Source organism: Bradyrhizobium sp. 23, assembly GCF_023073295.1.
GTDB classification, from domain to species: Bacteria; Pseudomonadota; Alphaproteobacteria; order Rhizobiales; family Xanthobacteraceae; genus Bradyrhizobium; species Bradyrhizobium canariense_D.
Map to the genome: position 1 here is coordinate 212655 of NZ_JADPJF010000124.1, position 16059 is coordinate 228713.

Genomic DNA, 16059 nt, shown 5'->3' on the forward strand with positions numbered 1-16059 from the left:
GCACCGGGCAGGAGGCCTATTCGCGCACCTCCGGTTCCTCCGCCTCGGGGCTAACCAATGGCGGCCGTGAGGTCGTCAACTACCAGGCTTCGCTGAGCGCGAGCTACCAGCTCGATTTCTGGGGCCAAAATCGCGACGCCCTGCAAACGGCGGAAGAGACGGCAAATGCCAACCGCTTCGATCGCGACGTCGTTGCGCTGACCACGCTTGCAGGCGTCGCTAACGCCTATTTCCAGGTGCTGGCCTCGCAGGATCGCATCAGGACCTCACAGCGCAACATCGCGAGCGCGCAACGCATCCTCGATGCCGTCAGGGAACGGCGCAAGGCCGGCACCGGCACCGACCTCGACGTCGCCCAGCAGGAGAGCGTGCTCGCAAACCAGAAGGCACTGGTGCCGCCGCTGCGCCAGACGCTCGACCAGAACGTCAATGCGCTTGCAGTCCTGGTGTCGCGGCCGCCGGAGAGCGTGCGCGTGCTCGGCGGCTCGCTGAACCGGATCGCGATTCCGCGCGTGACGCCGGGACTGCCGTCGGAGCTCCTGACGCAGCGGCCCGACATTCGCCGGCAGGAGGCCCAGCTCGCCTCCGCGACAGCGAACGTCGGCAATGCCCGCGCGCAATTCTTTCCGACCATCCAGCTCACCGGCAATGGCGGCTATCAGAGCTCGGCCCTGGTCTCGCTGTTCCAGCCGCATGCGGCATTCTTCCAGCTCGTCGGCAGCGCGACGCAGCCGATCTTCGACGGCGGCAAGATCCTCGGCAATTTCGAGTTTGCCAAGGCGCGGCAGGACGAATTGCTCCAGACCTACCGCAAGACCATCATCCAGTCCTTTGCCGACGTCGACAACGCGCTGTTCTCGATCAAGCAGACCACGATCAGGCTGCAATTGCAGCGTGACGTCCTCAACGCCTCCCGCCGCGCATTCGATCTCTCCGAGCAGCAATTGCGCGCCGGTACCGCCGATATCGTCACCGTGCTCAACACGCAACTGACCCTGTTCCAGGCGGAAGACGCGCTGTCACAGGCGCAACTTGCCCGCCTTCTTGCTATCGTCAGCCTGTATCAGGCGCTCGGCGGCGGCTGGGAGCCGAGGATGGAGAAACCGGTCAATGCTCTTTAAGCCGGATACGAAGCAAGGCGCGAAGGAGGGAACGGCAAAGAAGTCGCGCGGGCGCGGCTTCGTCATGACCCTGATCACGCTGGCGATCCTCGGCGGGCTCGGCTACTACGGCTGGACCATCTGGCACCAGCAGCCGCAGCAGGCGAACGGCCGCAATCAGCGGCCGGATCTGCCGGTGCCGGTGCTGGCGGCGACGCCCCGCATCCAGGACGTTCCCGTCTACCTCGACGGCGTCGGCGCGATCCGCGCACTCAACACCGTGACCGTCCGCTCGCAGGTCGACGGCAAGCTGATCGCGGTCAATTTCACCGAGGGACAGGACGTCAAGAAAGGCGACGTGGTCGGCGAGATCGACCCGGCGCTCTACCAGGCGACGTACGATCAGGCCGTCGCCAAGAAGGCGCAGGACCAGGCCCAGCTCGCCAACCAGCGTATCGACCTTACGCGCTACGAGCAGTTAGCTGCCTCCAATGCCGGATCCAAGCAGCAGGCCGACACCCAACGCGCGCTGGTCGCGCAGACCGAGGCGTTGGTCAAGGCCGACCAGGCCGCGATCGACAATGCAGCGGCGACGCTGAGCTACACCAAGATCGTGGCGCCGATCTCGGGCCGCGCCGGCCTGCGCCAGGTCGATCAAGGCAACATCATCCATGCCTCGGACACCACGGGTCTCGTGGTGATCACGCAATTGCAGCCGATGGCGGTGTGGTTCAGCTTGCCGCAGCAGCAGATCATGCGCGTCAACGCCGCGGCATCGAAGGGCACGCTCGCGGTCGACGTGTTCGGCAATGACGGCCTCACCGTGATCGACACCGGCAAGCTCACCGGCATCGACAACCAGGTCGACCAGACCACGGGAACGCTCAGGCTCAAGGCCGAATTTCCCAACGCCAATTACCAGCTCTGGCCCGGCCAGTTCGTCAATGTCCGCCTCAAGGTCGAGACCTTGACGCAGGCGCTGGTGGTACCGACCTCTGCCGTGCAGCGCGGACCGATCGGCACCTTCAGCTATGTCATCGGCGAGGATAACATCGTCTCGGCCAAGCCGGTGACGGTGACGCAGCAGAACGAGCATGACGCCGTCATCGCCAGTGGCCTGTCGGCGACCGACAAGGTCGTCACGACGGGCTTTGCCAATCTGTCCGACGGCTCCAAGGTGGTCATCGGGCGCGACGATCAGACCCCGTCGGCCGATCTCGCGCCGCGCAAGCGCTCGCGCGGGCCGGACGGTCAGAAGAAGGACGGCGCAAAAGACGGCCAGAAGGACGGACAAGACAAGGACGGCGAGTTCCGCGCCAAGCGCAAGAGCAGCGAAGGCGACCAGAAGGGCCAGACCGGACCGGCACCAGGGCCTCCGTCAAGTCCGGGTGCATCGGGAAGTGGAGCTAAGCAGCCATGATCCCGACAACAGCCGCCTGAGCGGCAGGCGCATCCCATGGGCGTCTCCGAACCCTTCATCCGCCGTCCGATCGCGACCTCATTGCTCGGCATCGCGCTTCTGATTGGCGGGCTGCTCGGCTATTTCGCGCTGCCGGTGTCCGCGCTGCCGCAGGTCGATTTCCCGACCGTGCAGGTGACGACGCAATTGCCCGGCGCGAGCCCCGACGTGATCGCCTCGCTGATCACCGCGCCCTTGGAGCGGCAGCTCGGCCAGATCCCGTCGCTGTCGGCGATGAATTCGACGAGCTCGTTCGGCGTCAGCCAGATCTCGCTGCAGTTCGATCTCAACCGCGACATCGACGGTGCCACCCAGGACGTCCAGGCTGCGATCAACGCGGCGGCCGGCGTGCTGCCCAAGACGCTGCCTTATCCGCCGACCTACGCCAAGGTGAACCCGGCCGATGCGCCGGTGATGACGTTGGCGCTGCGCTCCGACACAATCTCGTTGCGGGCGATGAGCGACATCGCCGATACGCTTCTGGCGCAGCGGCTGAGCCAGATTTCCGGCGTCGGGCGCGTCTCTGTGCTCGGCGGACTGAAGCCAGCTGTCCGCATCCAGGCGGATCTCGCGCGGCTCGCCGCCTATGGCATCGCCATGGAAGACCTGCGCACCGCGATCGCCAGTGCCAACGTCTCCGGGCCGAAAGGCTCGCTCGACGGCGCGCAGCAATCCTACATCATCGCCGCCAACGACCAGATCGCCGCCGCCGACGCCTACAAGCCTGTCATCATCGCCTACCGCAACGGCTCGCCGGTCACGATCGCCGACGTCGCCCAGATCGTCGATGGGCTCGAGAACGACCGCACCGGCGGCTGGTACCAGGGCTCGCCCGCCGTCATCATCGACATCCAGCGTCAGCCCGGCGCCAATGTGATCGACGTCGTCAGCCAGATCCGGGCGGAAATCCCAAAGGTCCAGCGCGCTATTCCGGCCGGCGTGAACCTCACCATCGTCTCCGACCGCACCGTCACCATCCGTGCCTCGGTGCGCGACGTGCAGTTCACGCTGATCCTCAGCGTCGTGCTGGTGACGCTGGTGGTGCTGCTGTTCCTGCGTTCGCTACGCGCCACGCTGATCGCCGGCGTGGCGCTGCCGCTGTCGCTGATCACGAGCTTCGGCATCATGTATTTTGCCGGCTTCAGCCTCGACAATCTGTCGCTGATGGCGCTCACCATCGGCACCGGTTTCGTCGTGGACGACGCCATCGTGATGATCGAGAACATCGTCCGCCACATGGAAAACGGCGACAGCGCGATGGAGGCTTCGCTGAAGGGCGCCAGCGAGATCGGCTTCACCGTGATTTCGCTGACGGTATCGCTGATTGCGGTGTTCATCCCGCTGTTGTTCATGTCGGGCCTTGTGGGCCGCATGTTCCGCGAATTCGCGCTGACCCTGACGATCGCGGTCGTGACCTCCGCCGTGGTGTCGCTGACGCTGACGCCGATGATGTGCTCGCGCCTGCTGAAGCATGCCCATGAAGAGCTGGCAGTGCCGGGTCTTGCCGCGGTCAGCCGCTTCATCGACCGCACCGTCGGGTTCTATCACCGCACGCTGCTCTGGGTGCTGGAGCGCCAGCGCGCGACACTGGTCGTGACTTTCGCCACGCTGATCGCGACCCTGGCGCTCTATGTCGTCGCGCCAAAGGGCTTCCTGCCGCTGCAGGACACCGCCTCGATCACGGCGGTGACCGAAGCCGGTCCCGACGTCTCGTTTGCGGAGATGCAGAAGCGGCAGGCCGAGGCGGCCGACGCCATCAAGGCCGACCCCGATGTGACCGGCGTGGTCTCGGTGATCGGTGCAGGCTCGGTCAATCCGACCACCAATGTCGGCCGTCTTGTCATGACGCTGAAACCTCGCGGCGAGCGGCGCGACGATGTCAGCGTCGTCATCACCCGCCTGAAGGAGCGGGTGGCCGCCATCCCCGGCATGACCATCTATTTCCAGCCGGTGCAGGACGTGCAGATCTCGACCCAGTCGAGCCGTTCGCAATACCAGTACACGCTGACCGGCACCGACGCCGCTTTGGTGTCGGAATGGGCGCGCAAGCTGGTTGCCGAAATGCGGCGCGATCCGCTGTTCCGCGACGTCTCCTCGGAAGCGCAGGAAGGCGGTCTGCGGGCGCAGCTCACGGTCGACCGCACCCGCGCCGGCCAGCTCGGCGTCAGCCTCCAGGGCATCACCGACACGCTCAACGACGCCTTCGCGCAGCGCCAGATCTCGACCATCTACGGCCAGGCCAACCAGTACCGCGTGGTGCTGGAAGCGCTGCCGATGTACCAGCGCGATCCCTCGATCCTGTCGAAGCTTTATCTGCCGGGCGCGGCGAGCGCGACCGCCGGTGCGCCCAACGCGCAGGTGCCGCTCTCCGCCGTGGCGACGCTGACGCGCACCACCGCGCCGCTCGCGATTTCGCACCAGGCGCAATTCCCGTCGATCTCGCTCAGCTTCAACCTCGCGCCGGGCGCGGCGCTTGGCGATGCCGTCGAGGCCGTGAAGACCATCGAGACCCGGATCGAGATGCCCAACAGCATCGTCGGCGTCTATGCCGGCGACGCCGCCGAATTCGCCAAGGCACTCGCCGGCCAGCCCTGGCTGCTGCTGGCCGCGGTGATCACGATCTATATCGTGCTCGGCGTGCTCTACGAGAGCTACATCCATCCGATCACGATCCTCTCGACGCTGCCGTCCGCCGGCGTCGGCGCGATCCTGGCGCTGATGCTGTGCGGGCAGGATCTCTCGGTGATCGGGCTGATCGGCATCATCCTGTTGATGGGCATCGTCAAGAAGAACGCGATCATGATGATCGACTTCGCGCTCGAGGCCGAGCGCGGGCAGGGGATGTCGCCGAACGAGGCGATCGTACAGGCTTGTCTGCTGCGCTTCCGTCCGATCATGATGACGACGCTGGCCGCCCTGTTCGGTGCGCTGCCGCTGGCGATCGAGAGCGGCACCGGCGCCGAGCTGCGCTTCCCACTCGGCATCTCCATTATCGGCGGCCTGCTGCTCAGCCAATTGCTCACGCTCTACACCACGCCGGTGATCTATCTCGCCCTCGACCGCATCAACCGCCGCCTCGAGCAGGCGCTGCCGCCGGCCGAATCCGGCGGTCCGCCCGTCGCGGGCGCGACCGAGGGGATGCAGTGATGGCATCGATCTCGGAGCCCTTCATCCGCCGCCCGGTCGCGACCACGCTGCTGTCGATCGGGTTGTTCCTGCTGGGTATCGTGGCTTACGAGTTCCTCCCCGTTGCCTCGGTTCCGAACATCGATTTTCCCGCCATCTTCGTCTCGGCCAGCCGTCCTGGCGCCGACCCGTCCGTCATGGCCGCGACGGTTGCCTCGCCGCTGGAGCGGCGGCTCGGCGAGATCGCGGGCATCAACCAGATCACCTCGACTTCGTCACTCGGCACGACCAGCATCCAGCTCCAGTTCGACATCGGCCGCAACGTCGACAAAGCCGCCCGCGACGTGCAGGCGGCAATCAATGCGTCGCTGGTCGACCTGCCGAGCGATTTGCCGACGCTGCCGCGCTTCCGCAAGGCGAACACCGCAGGCGCGCCGGTCTTCGTGCTGGCGCTGACCTCGAAGACGCTGTCCGCCAGCGCGGTCTACGACGTCGCCGACACCGTGCTGGCGCAGCGCATCTCGCAGGTGCCGGGGGTGGGCAATGTGACGATCTCGGGTGCCGACCAGCCGGCGGTCAGGATTCAGCTCAATCCTGTCGCGCTGTCCAATGCCGGCATCGCCACCGACGACGTGCGAACTGCGATTATCAACGCCAACCCGCTCGGTCCGGTCGGCATCTTCAACGGCGAGCGCCAGAGCGAGACGCTGTCGCTCAACAAGCAGATGCGGACGGCGAAAGAGTTCCGCGACATCGTCATCAAGAGCGCGAAGGGCAATTTCGTCCGGCTCTCCGATGTTGCCGACATCGAGGACTCCGTCCGTAACGCCCGTTCCATCGCCTGGTTCAACAAGCAGCCGGCTGTGCTGATCCAGATCACCAAGCAGGGCGATGCCAACGTCATCGATACCGTCGACCGGGTGAAGGCGCTGATCCCCGCGCTGAAGCAGTGGATCCCGGCCGGGGTCGATATCTCCACCTTGGTCGACCGCACCAGTACGATCCGCGCCAGCGTGCTCGACATGCAGTGGACCTTGCTCGCGACTGCCATTCTCGTGATGGTCGTCGTGTTCGTATTCCTGCGACGGCTCACGCCGACGATCGCAGCCGGAATCTCGGTGCCGCTGGCGCTGGCCGGAACCTGCGCCGGCATGTGGGTCGCGGGCTTCTCGATCGACAATCTTTCGCTCATGGCGCTGGCGATCTCCGTTGGCTTCGTGGTCGACGACGCCATCGTCATGATCGAGAACATGTACCGCAATCTCGAGCACGGCATGCGCCCGCTCCAGGCGGCATTGGACGGCGCCCGGCAGATCGGCTTCACCGTCGTGTCGATCAGCCTGTCGCTGATCGCGGCCTTCACGCCGCTGATCTTCATGGATGGCGTCGTCGGCCGGCTGCTGCGCGAGTTCTCCCTGACATTGACCTTCGCCATCCTGGTCTCGACCCTGGTGTCGCTGACGGTGACGCCGATGATCTGCGCCCATTACATCCGCCAGACCACGTCTGGCACGGCGACCCTGTTCGACCGGATCATCGAGGGCTCGCTGTCGCGCATCGTCGCGTTCTACACCCGCACCTTGCGCACCGTGCTGGAATATCCGCTGCTGACGCTGCTGGTGTTCTTCGCCACCATCGGCCTAACAATTACGCTCTACATCAAGATCCCTAAGGGCTATTTCCCGACCGACGATTCCGGCTTCGTCATCGGGGCGACGCGCGCCTCGGCCGACATCTCGTTCCAGTCCATGCTCAGCCTGCAGCAGCGGCTCGCCGACATCGTGATGCAGGATCCGGCAGTGGCCGGCATCGGCTCCACCGTCGGCAGCGGCGGCGGACCGGGCGGCGCGACCTCCAATCGCGGCACCATGTTCATCAGCCTGAAGCCGCCGGAGGAGCGCGACCACGTCTCGACCCAGGTGGTGATCGACCGTCTCAGGCGGGCGTTATACCCGGTGCCCGGCATCCGCCTGTTCATGTTCGCCGCCCAGGACGTGCGCGCCGGCGGACGGCAGAGCGATTCCGACTACCAATACACGCTGACCAGCACCGACCTCGGCCTGTTGCAAAAGTGGGCGCCGATCGTGGCCAAGCGCATGGAGAGCGTCGAAGGCATCACCGACATCTCCAGCGACCGCGATCCCGGCGGGCTTCAATTGACCTTGTCGATCGACCGCCAGAAGGCCTCCGCACTCGGCGTCCGCGTCCAGGATATCGACAACGCGCTCAACAACGCGTTCTCGCAGCGGCAGATCGGGATCATCTACACCCAGCGCAACCAGTACATGACCGTGCTGGAGATCGACCCGAAATTCCAGGTCGACCCCTCCAACCTCGATCGCATCTATGTCGCCGGCGCGGGCGACGCGCAGGTGCCGCTGTCGGCCGTGGTGCATGCGACGCGCGGGCTCGCCGCGCTCGCGGTCTATCATTCGCAGTCGTTCCCATCGACCACGGTGTCGTTCAACCTGTTGCCGGACGTGCAGATCCAGGCCGCAACGCAGAACATCCAGCGCGCGGTCGAGGAGCTGCACATGCCGGAAGGCATTCGCGGCAGTTTTGATGGCAATGCTGGCGATTTCGCCAAGACCAGCGGCCGCCAGCCGCTCCTGATCCTCGGCGCGCTGGTGGCGATGTATATCGTGCTCGGCGTGCTCTACGAGAGCCTCGCCCATCCGCTCACGATCATCTCGACGCTACCCTCGGCGGGACTTGGCGCGCTGCTGGCCTTGCAGCTCACCAACACGCCACTGACCGTGATCGCCTTCGTTGGCATCATCCTGTTGATCGGCATCGTCAAGAAGAATGGCATCATGATGGTGGATTTCGCGCTCGATGCCGAGCGCCAGCGCGGCCTGTCGTCGGCGGAGGCGATCTTCGAGGCCTGCCAGGCGCGCTTCCGGCCGATCCTGATGACGACGATGGCGGCGCTGTTCGCCGGCATTCCGCTGGTGGTCGCGACCGGGCCCGGCACGGAACTCCGCCGTCCGCTCGGCATCACCATCATCGGCGGGCTGTTCGTCTCGCAGATCCTGACGCTCTACACCACGCCCGTGATCTACCTGCTGGTCGACCGCCTGCGCCGCCGCTCCGAACCGCGCCCGCTGGCCGCGCCGGCGGAATAGGCGGGTTGTTGAACCGCCGTGCAGAGCGTATAGCGGCGACTATGTCGAACCCCACCGCCGCCGCGCCGGCCGATCCGATCCCCGAATGCCCGCACTGCCAGAAGCCGATGCCGTTGTGCATCTGCGACAGCGTCACGCCCATCAAGAACCGGCTCTCGCTCCTGATCCTTCAGCATCCGCAGGAGCAGGACAGGGCGCTCGGCACTGCGCGGCTGCTTGCGAAGCATTTCGCCGGTGCCACGCTGCGGGTCGGCCTGTCCTGGCCGAGCCTGTCGAAAGCGCTGGGGCAACCCATCGAGAACGCCTCGCACTGGGCGGTGCTCTATCTCGGCTCGGCGCACGCCACCGATCTCGAGGCCGAGGGCGAAATCCTGGCTCTCAACCGCAAGAGCGAGGTCGCGGACAACCAGCGCGCGCGCCTCGGCAAGCTCGAAGGTGTGGTGCTGCTCGACGGCACCTGGAGCCAAGCCAAAGCCCTGTGGTGGCGCAACCCGTGGATGCTGAAATGCCAGCGCGTCATCCTGAACCCGACCACCCCATCGCGGTACGGGCGCCTGCGCAAGGAGCCTCGGAAGGACGGACTGTCGACCATCGAGGCTGCGGCGACGATCCTCTCCGCTCTGGAGAAGCGCCCGGACATCGCCGAGACGCTGAATGCCAGCTTTGAACGGATGTTAACCCGCTACCGCGAGGTCCAGACCGAGATGCCCGAATTGGCGCCAAAGCCGCCGGTGAAGGACCGCCGGCGCGGTGTCCGGCGGGTCAAGCGAGCCTGACTCCGGTCCGGATCATCCGTACGGCCGATTGTCCCGCGAGAGGCGGGCGGATAGAGACCGTCGGCCAATAGGCCGCTATCTGCTATGCTCTCGCACGATCGGAACGCCGGAAACGAAGGGGCCGTCGCATTCAGCTTGCAGCCAAGGAGATCCTTGCCCAGGCGGCGCGGTTCGATCGTTGGGGCACGCTTGCCCTGATGGACGTTTCGCTGCGCTATCGGCGTACCGTGATCGGCCCGCTCTGGATCACACTGACGCTCGCGGCGACCATTGCCAGCGTCGGCACGGTCTATGCGGCACTGTTCAGACAGGACATCACGAGCTTTCTGCCGCACTTTGCCGTCGGCCTGATCGTCTGGACGCTGATCGCGACGACGCTCCAGGAAGGTTCCCACATCTTCGTGGCATCAGGCCATTTGATCAAGGCGGTGCCGGCGCCGCTGATCGTGCACGTGCTCCAGATGATGGCGCGCAACGTCCTCATCTTCGCGCATCATCTGGTGATCGTCGTCCTGCTCTATCTCCTGATGCCGTGGCCGCTGCATGGGAGCATGCTGCTCGCGGTACTGGGCTTCGCGATCCTGCTCACTGTGCTGCTGGGTGGCTCGGTCGCGCTCGGTATGCTCTGCGCGCGGTTTCGTGACATCGGCTCGGCGATCGTCAGCGGCCTGCAATTCGTCTTCTTCCTGACGCCGATCATCTGGACCGAAGACAGCGCGCGCGGCACCGCGTTTTATTGGCTGATCCGCGCCAATCCGTTCGCGACGCTGCTCGATCTGGTGCGCAGGCCGCTACTGTCGCAGTCGACCGATGCGGAGCAATGGCTCCTCGGGGTCATCTATGCGACCGTCGTGGCCGTCATCGGCCTCGGCTGCTACGCGAAATACCGCCATCGTGTGGCGTATTGGCTGTGAGGCACGAGATATGACCCCCGCAGCTCATATCGCGCTTCGCAACGTCTCGGTAAGGTTTCCGGTGCTGTCGTTCCGCGACCGCTCGCTGCGCAGCCGGTTCGTCAACGCGATGACACTGCGGCGGACCACGGCGACCCCGCACATCGTCTCCGCGTTGAATGACGTCAACCTCGACATCCGTGCCGGCGATCGCGTCGCCATCATCGGCGCCAATGGCGCCGGCAAGACCACGCTGCTGCGGGTGCTCGCCGGCATCTACCATCCGACGTCGGGCAGCGTGGACGTGCTGGGCCGCTGTCTGCCGCTGTTCGATCTCTCGGCCGGATTCGACGAGGAAGCGACCGGCTACGAGAACATCATGCGGCGTGGCCTCGTGATCGGCGCACGGCGCTCCGAGATCGACGCCAAGCGGGGGGAGATCGCCGCATTCACCGAACTGGGCGACCGGCTCGACCTGCCGCTGCGCACCTATTCCAGCGGCATGATGCTGCGCCTGATCTTTGCAGTCGCAACCGCCGTCGAGGGCGAGATCGTGCTGCTCGACGAATGGATCGGCGTCGGCGACCAGCAGTTCCGCAAGAAGGCGCGGCAGCGGCTCGACGAGATCGTTGTACGCGCCGGCATTCTGGTGCTCGCCTCGCACGACATCGAGTTGATCAAGAGCACCTGCAACCGCGCGATCCTGCTGGAGGAGGGGCGGATTGTGGCCGCCGGCGCGACCGATGAAATTCTCGGCCAATATCTCGGCGGCGCGAAGGCGTAGCTGGTCCGGTCGGGGTTGCCTAAACCTGTGATCCCCTATATTGCTCCGCCCTCGTTGGGGCCACGTGGCGGAGTGGTTACGCGCCGGTCTGCAAAACCGTTTACTCGGGTTCGAGTCCCGACGTGGCCTCCATCTCAACCTCCTGATATTTCAGCAATATTCGATCGTATCGCGGCTGCCATCGGCCCGCGCGAGCGATGCATGCTGGCGGCGCACACCGGGTTCGCCCGGGGCCCGGGGGAAACCCGCCATTCAGCCCGCTGGCATAGTCTTCGCATCTGCGAAATGATGCATCCCAACGATGGAGCGCTGGAGAGCACGTGAGCGAAATCGTCCGATTTGTCCCGAAATCCGAGCTGGAGCGGGCCCGCCTCATTCGCGAGGCCCGTGCGATCTATGACAGCATCTTTCCGCCGGCCGCACCCGACCAGGCGCAGCAGGACGGCGGGGAGCGGGTCAAGACCTGATCGCGATCACGCGGGATTTTCACCGCGTAGCTGCCATAGCAAAACGCCCGCGGAGCGCGGGCGCGTCGGCTCACGGTGAAATTGGCTTCAGCAGGCCGCGTACCAGCCGTCCGGGAAAGGCACCAGGGGCCAGGCGCCCTCATTGTCATTGGCGGCCTTGGGCTTCGCGGAGGCGTTGGGCTTCGCGTAATACGTCCACGAGCGCGGCACGAAATCCTCCCCCGGCACGAACGCCAGATCTTCATGGACCATGGCGTCCTGGACGGCATCCAGCAGCAAGTTGAATTCGGCTTCGCTCATCACACCCTCCGGACCGCGGATGGCGCAATATCGCAAAGCCGGTTTGTTTCCCGGTTGAGCCGATCGATCGCATTTTAACGATCCGCCAATCGGGTCCCGATTGGTTAGCGATTGATGAAATCGCGTTGGGAAACTTAGGTTCCTGCCGGGGTGCCCGCAGTGTGAAGGATGTCCCATCTTTCGCTGTTTATTTCTCCTACCCCTTTGCACACCGGCCAATACAGGCCGGTCGGGCAAAGCAGACGGGAGACTGGTCATGAAGGCGCGGTTCTTGCGATTTGCGGGCGTGAAAAGCCGGGCGCGCCGGGCCTCGACGGTCGGGCTGTTCCTGACGCTGTTTGCCTCCGCCGCCCATGCGCAGCAGGGAACACCCGAGCAGCGCCGGGCCTGTACCCCGACGTCTACCGGCTCTGCGCCGGCGAAATCCCCAACGTCCGCGCCATCACGGCCTGCCTGCGCCGTAACAGGCCAAGCTTGAGTGAGGCTTGCCGCATCGTGTTCGATCAGGCCGGCGGCTGACATACCGGCCCTGTGGGTTTGTGCGCAGCAAGTGGCTCGCGCGGGCAGGCGAATCCGGCATAGTCGTCCTGTGGATACACCTGTGGGTATGCTGCGGACAGGCTGGGGACGGCGGGGGAAGTGCTTCGGATGTCGGCCGCAGATGCGTCCTTTGATTGTCATATCTCTGTCAAATGACCTCACCGCATGATTCCCTGATCGTGCAGATCGCGGCGTCACGCAAGATCATGTGGTTTCCCCGAATTCGGAATTGCGCGCTACAGCGTCCCGCATTCACGAACAGTTTTTGAGCAGCTGCCTGCCCAAATGGCGGGCTCCCTCCATCCAATTTTTTGTACGCCCGCGGACAAGCTTTCCGGTCCGCTCTCCTCCTAGGCTCGCTTCCGCGATCTGGAACATGGCCATTGCCATGACAATTCGAAGGAGCTGGAGATGGAGAGACCCGTATTGCCCCAGGCGCGGGGGAACGCACGTGCATCGCTGTCTTGGCACAAGGCCGCGCTCGGCGCCGCGGTCACTTTCGGCGCGCTGGCAGCCGCGCCCCTGAGCGCGCAGGCTGCGGCGCCTGCGGCCTGCGCCGCGCTCCAGGACAAATATCCGGACTGGAAGGGCAAGACCCTCGTCAACGCCATCAACCCGCACACGCCGGGCTATGAGACCATCGATCCGAAGGATCCGAGCAAGTATATCGGCTTCGACATCGATCTCGGCGAAGCCATCGGCGAATGCCTCGGCTTCAAGTTGACCTACAAGCCGGTGACGTTCGCGGCGCTCCTGACGACGCTGGCCGCGGGACAAGCCGACATCGTGATTTCCGACATCTACGCCACCAAGGAGCGCGCCAAGGCCGCCGACTTCATCACCTATTCGAAAGTGTTCGACGGCGTGCTGGTCGCCAAGGGGAATCCGAAGGGCATCAACGGCATCAATATGTCGATGTGCGGCGCGGCTGCCGCCGAAAACACCGGCTATGTCGAGGTGCCGCTGATCCAGGCGCTGATGCCCGAGTGCAAGAAGGCCGGCAAGGCCGAGCCGACCATCCAGCTCTACGACAACAACGCCAACTGCATCCAGGCGATTCTTGCCGGTCGTGCCGACACCTATGTCAACGACGTCAACACCGTCGACAGCGCGGTGAAGGCCTATCCGGACAAGCTGGAGAAGGCGACCGCGGTGACGATCCCGTATTCCGTCGGAATCGGCGTTCCGAAGGACAAGCCGAAATTCCGCGACGCCGTGCTCGCAGCCCTGATCGAAGTGCAGAAGGCCGGCACGCATATGGAGCTTCTGAAGAAGCATGGGCTCGATGTGAACAACTTCAAGGAGCCTGACGTTCTGACGGCCGATTGATGTCGCTGTTCCTCCATTACCTGAGCATGCCGTATCTGCTCGAGGGCATCGAGCTCACCCTCGAGGTGACTGCCCTCGGGCTCGGCGGCGGATTGATCCTCGCCGGCATGCAGCTCTCCCGCTTCTGGCTGCTGGCGGCGATCGCCAGGGCCTACACCGTGATCTTCCGCGGCACGCCGCTGATCCTGCAGATGGTGTTCGCCTACGACGCGTTGCCGCATATCGGCATCAAGCTGCCGGCAGTGCTGGCCGCCGGCCTTGCGCTGGCCTGCAACGAGGCGCCGTTCATCGCCGAGATGCTGCGCGCCGGCGTGCTCGGCGTCGATCGCGGGCAGGTGACGGCCGGCCAGGCGCTCGGCATGACGCCGCGGATCCTGATGTGGCGGGTGATCGCGCCGCAGGCGATCCGGACCATGATCCCGGCCTTCGGGAACGAGGCCGTGAGTGCGCTGAAGAATTCGTCGCTCGCCTCCGTGGTCGCGGTCCAGGAGCTGACCCTGCGCTCGACCCAGCTTGCGTCCTCGACCTTTGACTTCTTCTCGATCTTCTTCGCCTCGGGCCTGCTGTACCTGGTGCTGACCTTTGCCATCAGCATCATCCAGCTTTTCGTCGAATGGTTGCTCGATCTCGATCGCACCAAAGGTCGCCAGCGCAAGCTCGCCGATTATCTACCCTGGCGCCGCGTCGATCTCGCCACCAAGCTCGAACTTGCCGCAGCGACCGTCGACGTCCAAGTGCCTGGACAGGCTGATCTCACCGACACGCCGCCGCCGGCCTTGACCCGCGAGGAACGCACCCGGCGCGCGGCGACGATTTCACGCAACAACATCGCGGTCGAGACCAAGGACCTCACCAAGAGCTACGGCGCGCAAAAGGTGCTTGGCGGCCTCGATCTTACGGTGCGCGTCGGCGAGGTCGTCGCGCTGCTCGGGCCCAGCGGCTCCGGCAAGAGCACGCTGCTCCGCTGCATCAATCATCTCGAAAGCTGGGACGGAGGCACGGTGCGTGTCGGCGGCCGCCGCCTCGGTTTTGGCGACGACGGCAAGCTGCTGCCGCCCCGCGCGATCGCCAATGAGCGGGCAAGCGTGGGCGTCGGCATGGTGTTCCAGCAATTCAATTTGTTCGCCCACCTCTCGGCCAAGGAGAACATCGCCGGGCCCTTGCGCTGGGTGCACGGCATGACCCGCATCGATGCCGATCGCCGCGCCGCCGAGCTGCTCGACCGGGTCGGGCTGTCGCACCGAGCCGACGCGCTGCCGCGGCATCTCTCCGGCGGTCAGCAGCAGCGCGTCGCGATCGCCCGAGCGCTCGCACCGAACCCCAGCGTGCTACTCTTGGACGAGCCGACCTCGGCGCTGGATCCCGAGCTCGTGAGCGAGGTGCTGGAAGTGATCCGGCGTCTCGCCGTCGATGACGGCCTCACCATGATCATCTCGACGCACCAGATCCGCTTCGCAGACGAGGTCGCCGCGTTCCTGAGCGGCGGCACGATCATCGAGGAGGGGCCGGCTCACGAGGTGCTCTCCAAGACCAACGGCACTTGGGTGCTCAAGGCCAGCGATGGTCACGGCGCCTACTGGACCAAGGGCTTTGCGCTCGCCGAGGACTACGAGGAGAGCGACGGCAAGAGTGTGCTCACGTTCTACGAGGCGCAGGACGCCGCGAAGAAGCTGGCGCGTGGCGACGCTGACACCGCACCCATCGCAGTCGATGGTGCGCTTACTGCTTACAAGACCGACCTCGAAGCTCGCGGGGCCAATCCCTACAATGCCGAATGGCCGCGCGTGCATCTCACCAAGGTGCTGCTCGCGAAACCGGTGGCGCTGCTCACCGCCGCTGAGTTGAAGAAGTGGCGCGACAGCCTCCTTACCAAGATGTCGGCCGCAACAATCAACCGGCTTTGCCGCTGTGTCGGCGCCGCGCTGGAGCTGGCGAGACAGCATGATGATCGCATCCAGAACCGGCAGGCATGGGAAGTCGGGCTGGCCGGGTTACCGGATGCCATCGAAGCACGCAACGTCATCTTGCCCGACGACAAGGTGCGCGAATTCGTAGGCGCCGCCTACGACCACGACAACAAGCTCGGGCTCCTCGTCGATACGCTGGCGATTACTGGCGCCCGGCCGTCACAGGCTGTGCGTTTGCGCGTCGAAGACTTTC

General features: G+C 65.1%; 10 protein-coding genes, 1 tRNA gene and 2 pseudogenes. 12 read left to right on the forward strand and 1 reads right to left on the reverse strand.

Features of this window, described 5'->3' with window-relative positions; genetic code table 11:
* The 9 genes from IVB32_RS30260 to IVB32_RS30300 all read left to right on the forward strand — a co-directional run.
* Nucleotides 1-1121, forward strand: a 1121-nt coding sequence (locus IVB32_RS30260) for an efflux transporter outer membrane subunit (protein WP_247412287.1), incomplete at its 5' end; no start/stop codon positions are given.
* A complete protein-coding gene (locus tag IVB32_RS30265) occupies nt 1111-2520 on the forward strand; it encodes an efflux RND transporter periplasmic adaptor subunit (protein ID WP_204511169.1) in 1410 nt (469 codons plus the stop codon). The genes IVB32_RS30260 and IVB32_RS30265, both read left to right, overlap by 11 nt.
* 36 nt (nt 2521-2556) lie before the next feature.
* Nucleotides 2557-5706: an efflux RND transporter permease subunit gene (locus IVB32_RS30270; protein ID WP_247296784.1), complete on the forward strand. Its 3150-nt coding sequence runs from the start codon at nt 2557-2559 to the stop codon at nt 5704-5706.
* Nucleotides 5706-8810: an efflux RND transporter permease subunit gene (locus tag IVB32_RS30275; protein WP_085349830.1), complete on the forward strand. Its 3105-nt coding sequence runs from the start codon at nt 5706-5708 to the stop codon at nt 8808-8810. Before IVB32_RS30270 ends, IVB32_RS30275 begins: the two co-directional genes overlap by 1 nt.
* Before the next feature lie 41 nt (nt 8811-8851).
* Complete coding sequence (locus tag IVB32_RS30280) at nt 8852-9586, forward strand: tRNA-uridine aminocarboxypropyltransferase (RefSeq protein WP_018457801.1); 735 nt, start codon at nt 8852-8854, stop codon at nt 9584-9586.
* Between the two features lie 197 nt (nt 9587-9783).
* The gene (locus IVB32_RS30285; protein WP_247371121.1) at nt 9784-10500 is read left to right on the forward strand and encodes an ABC transporter permease; all 717 of its coding nucleotides are present in this window, start codon (nt 9784-9786) and stop codon (nt 10498-10500) included.
* 10 nt (nt 10501-10510) lie between these two features.
* Entirely contained in the window at nt 10511-11263 is a 753-nt protein-coding gene (locus tag IVB32_RS30290) for an ABC transporter ATP-binding protein (RefSeq protein ID WP_085349829.1), read from the forward strand.
* A 58-nt stretch (nt 11264-11321) separates the two neighbouring features.
* A tRNA-Cys gene (locus IVB32_RS30295) sits at nt 11322-11395 on the forward strand.
* A gap of 188 nt (nt 11396-11583) precedes the next feature.
* Nucleotides 11584-11730 (forward strand): hypothetical protein, encoded by a 147-nt coding sequence (locus IVB32_RS30300; protein WP_247296782.1) that lies wholly within the window; start codon nt 11584-11586, stop codon nt 11728-11730.
* Nucleotides 11731-11817: 87 nt separating this feature from the next.
* Here the strand turns inward: IVB32_RS30300 and IVB32_RS30305 are convergent, their stop codons facing one another.
* Nucleotides 11818-12030: a hypothetical protein gene (locus tag IVB32_RS30305; RefSeq protein WP_085349828.1), complete on the reverse strand. Its 213-nt coding sequence runs from the start codon at nt 12028-12030 to the stop codon at nt 11818-11820.
* Between the two features lie 256 nt (nt 12031-12286).
* Here IVB32_RS30305 and IVB32_RS30310 point away from each other — a divergent pair.
* The 3 genes and pseudogenes from IVB32_RS30310 to IVB32_RS30320 form a co-directional block, all read left to right on the forward strand.
* Nucleotides 12287-12549: pseudogene (locus IVB32_RS30310) on the forward strand (hypothetical protein).
* Between the two features lie 432 nt (nt 12550-12981).
* Complete coding sequence (locus tag IVB32_RS30315; RefSeq protein WP_247296780.1) at nt 12982-13899, forward strand: ABC transporter substrate-binding protein; 918 nt, start codon at nt 12982-12984, stop codon at nt 13897-13899.
* A pseudogene (locus IVB32_RS30320) lies at nt 13899-15425 on the forward strand (amino acid ABC transporter permease/ATP-binding protein); the annotation flags it as partial. The gene IVB32_RS30315 and the pseudogene IVB32_RS30320, both read left to right, overlap by 1 nt.
* Between the last annotated feature and the right edge of the window lie 634 nt (nt 15426-16059).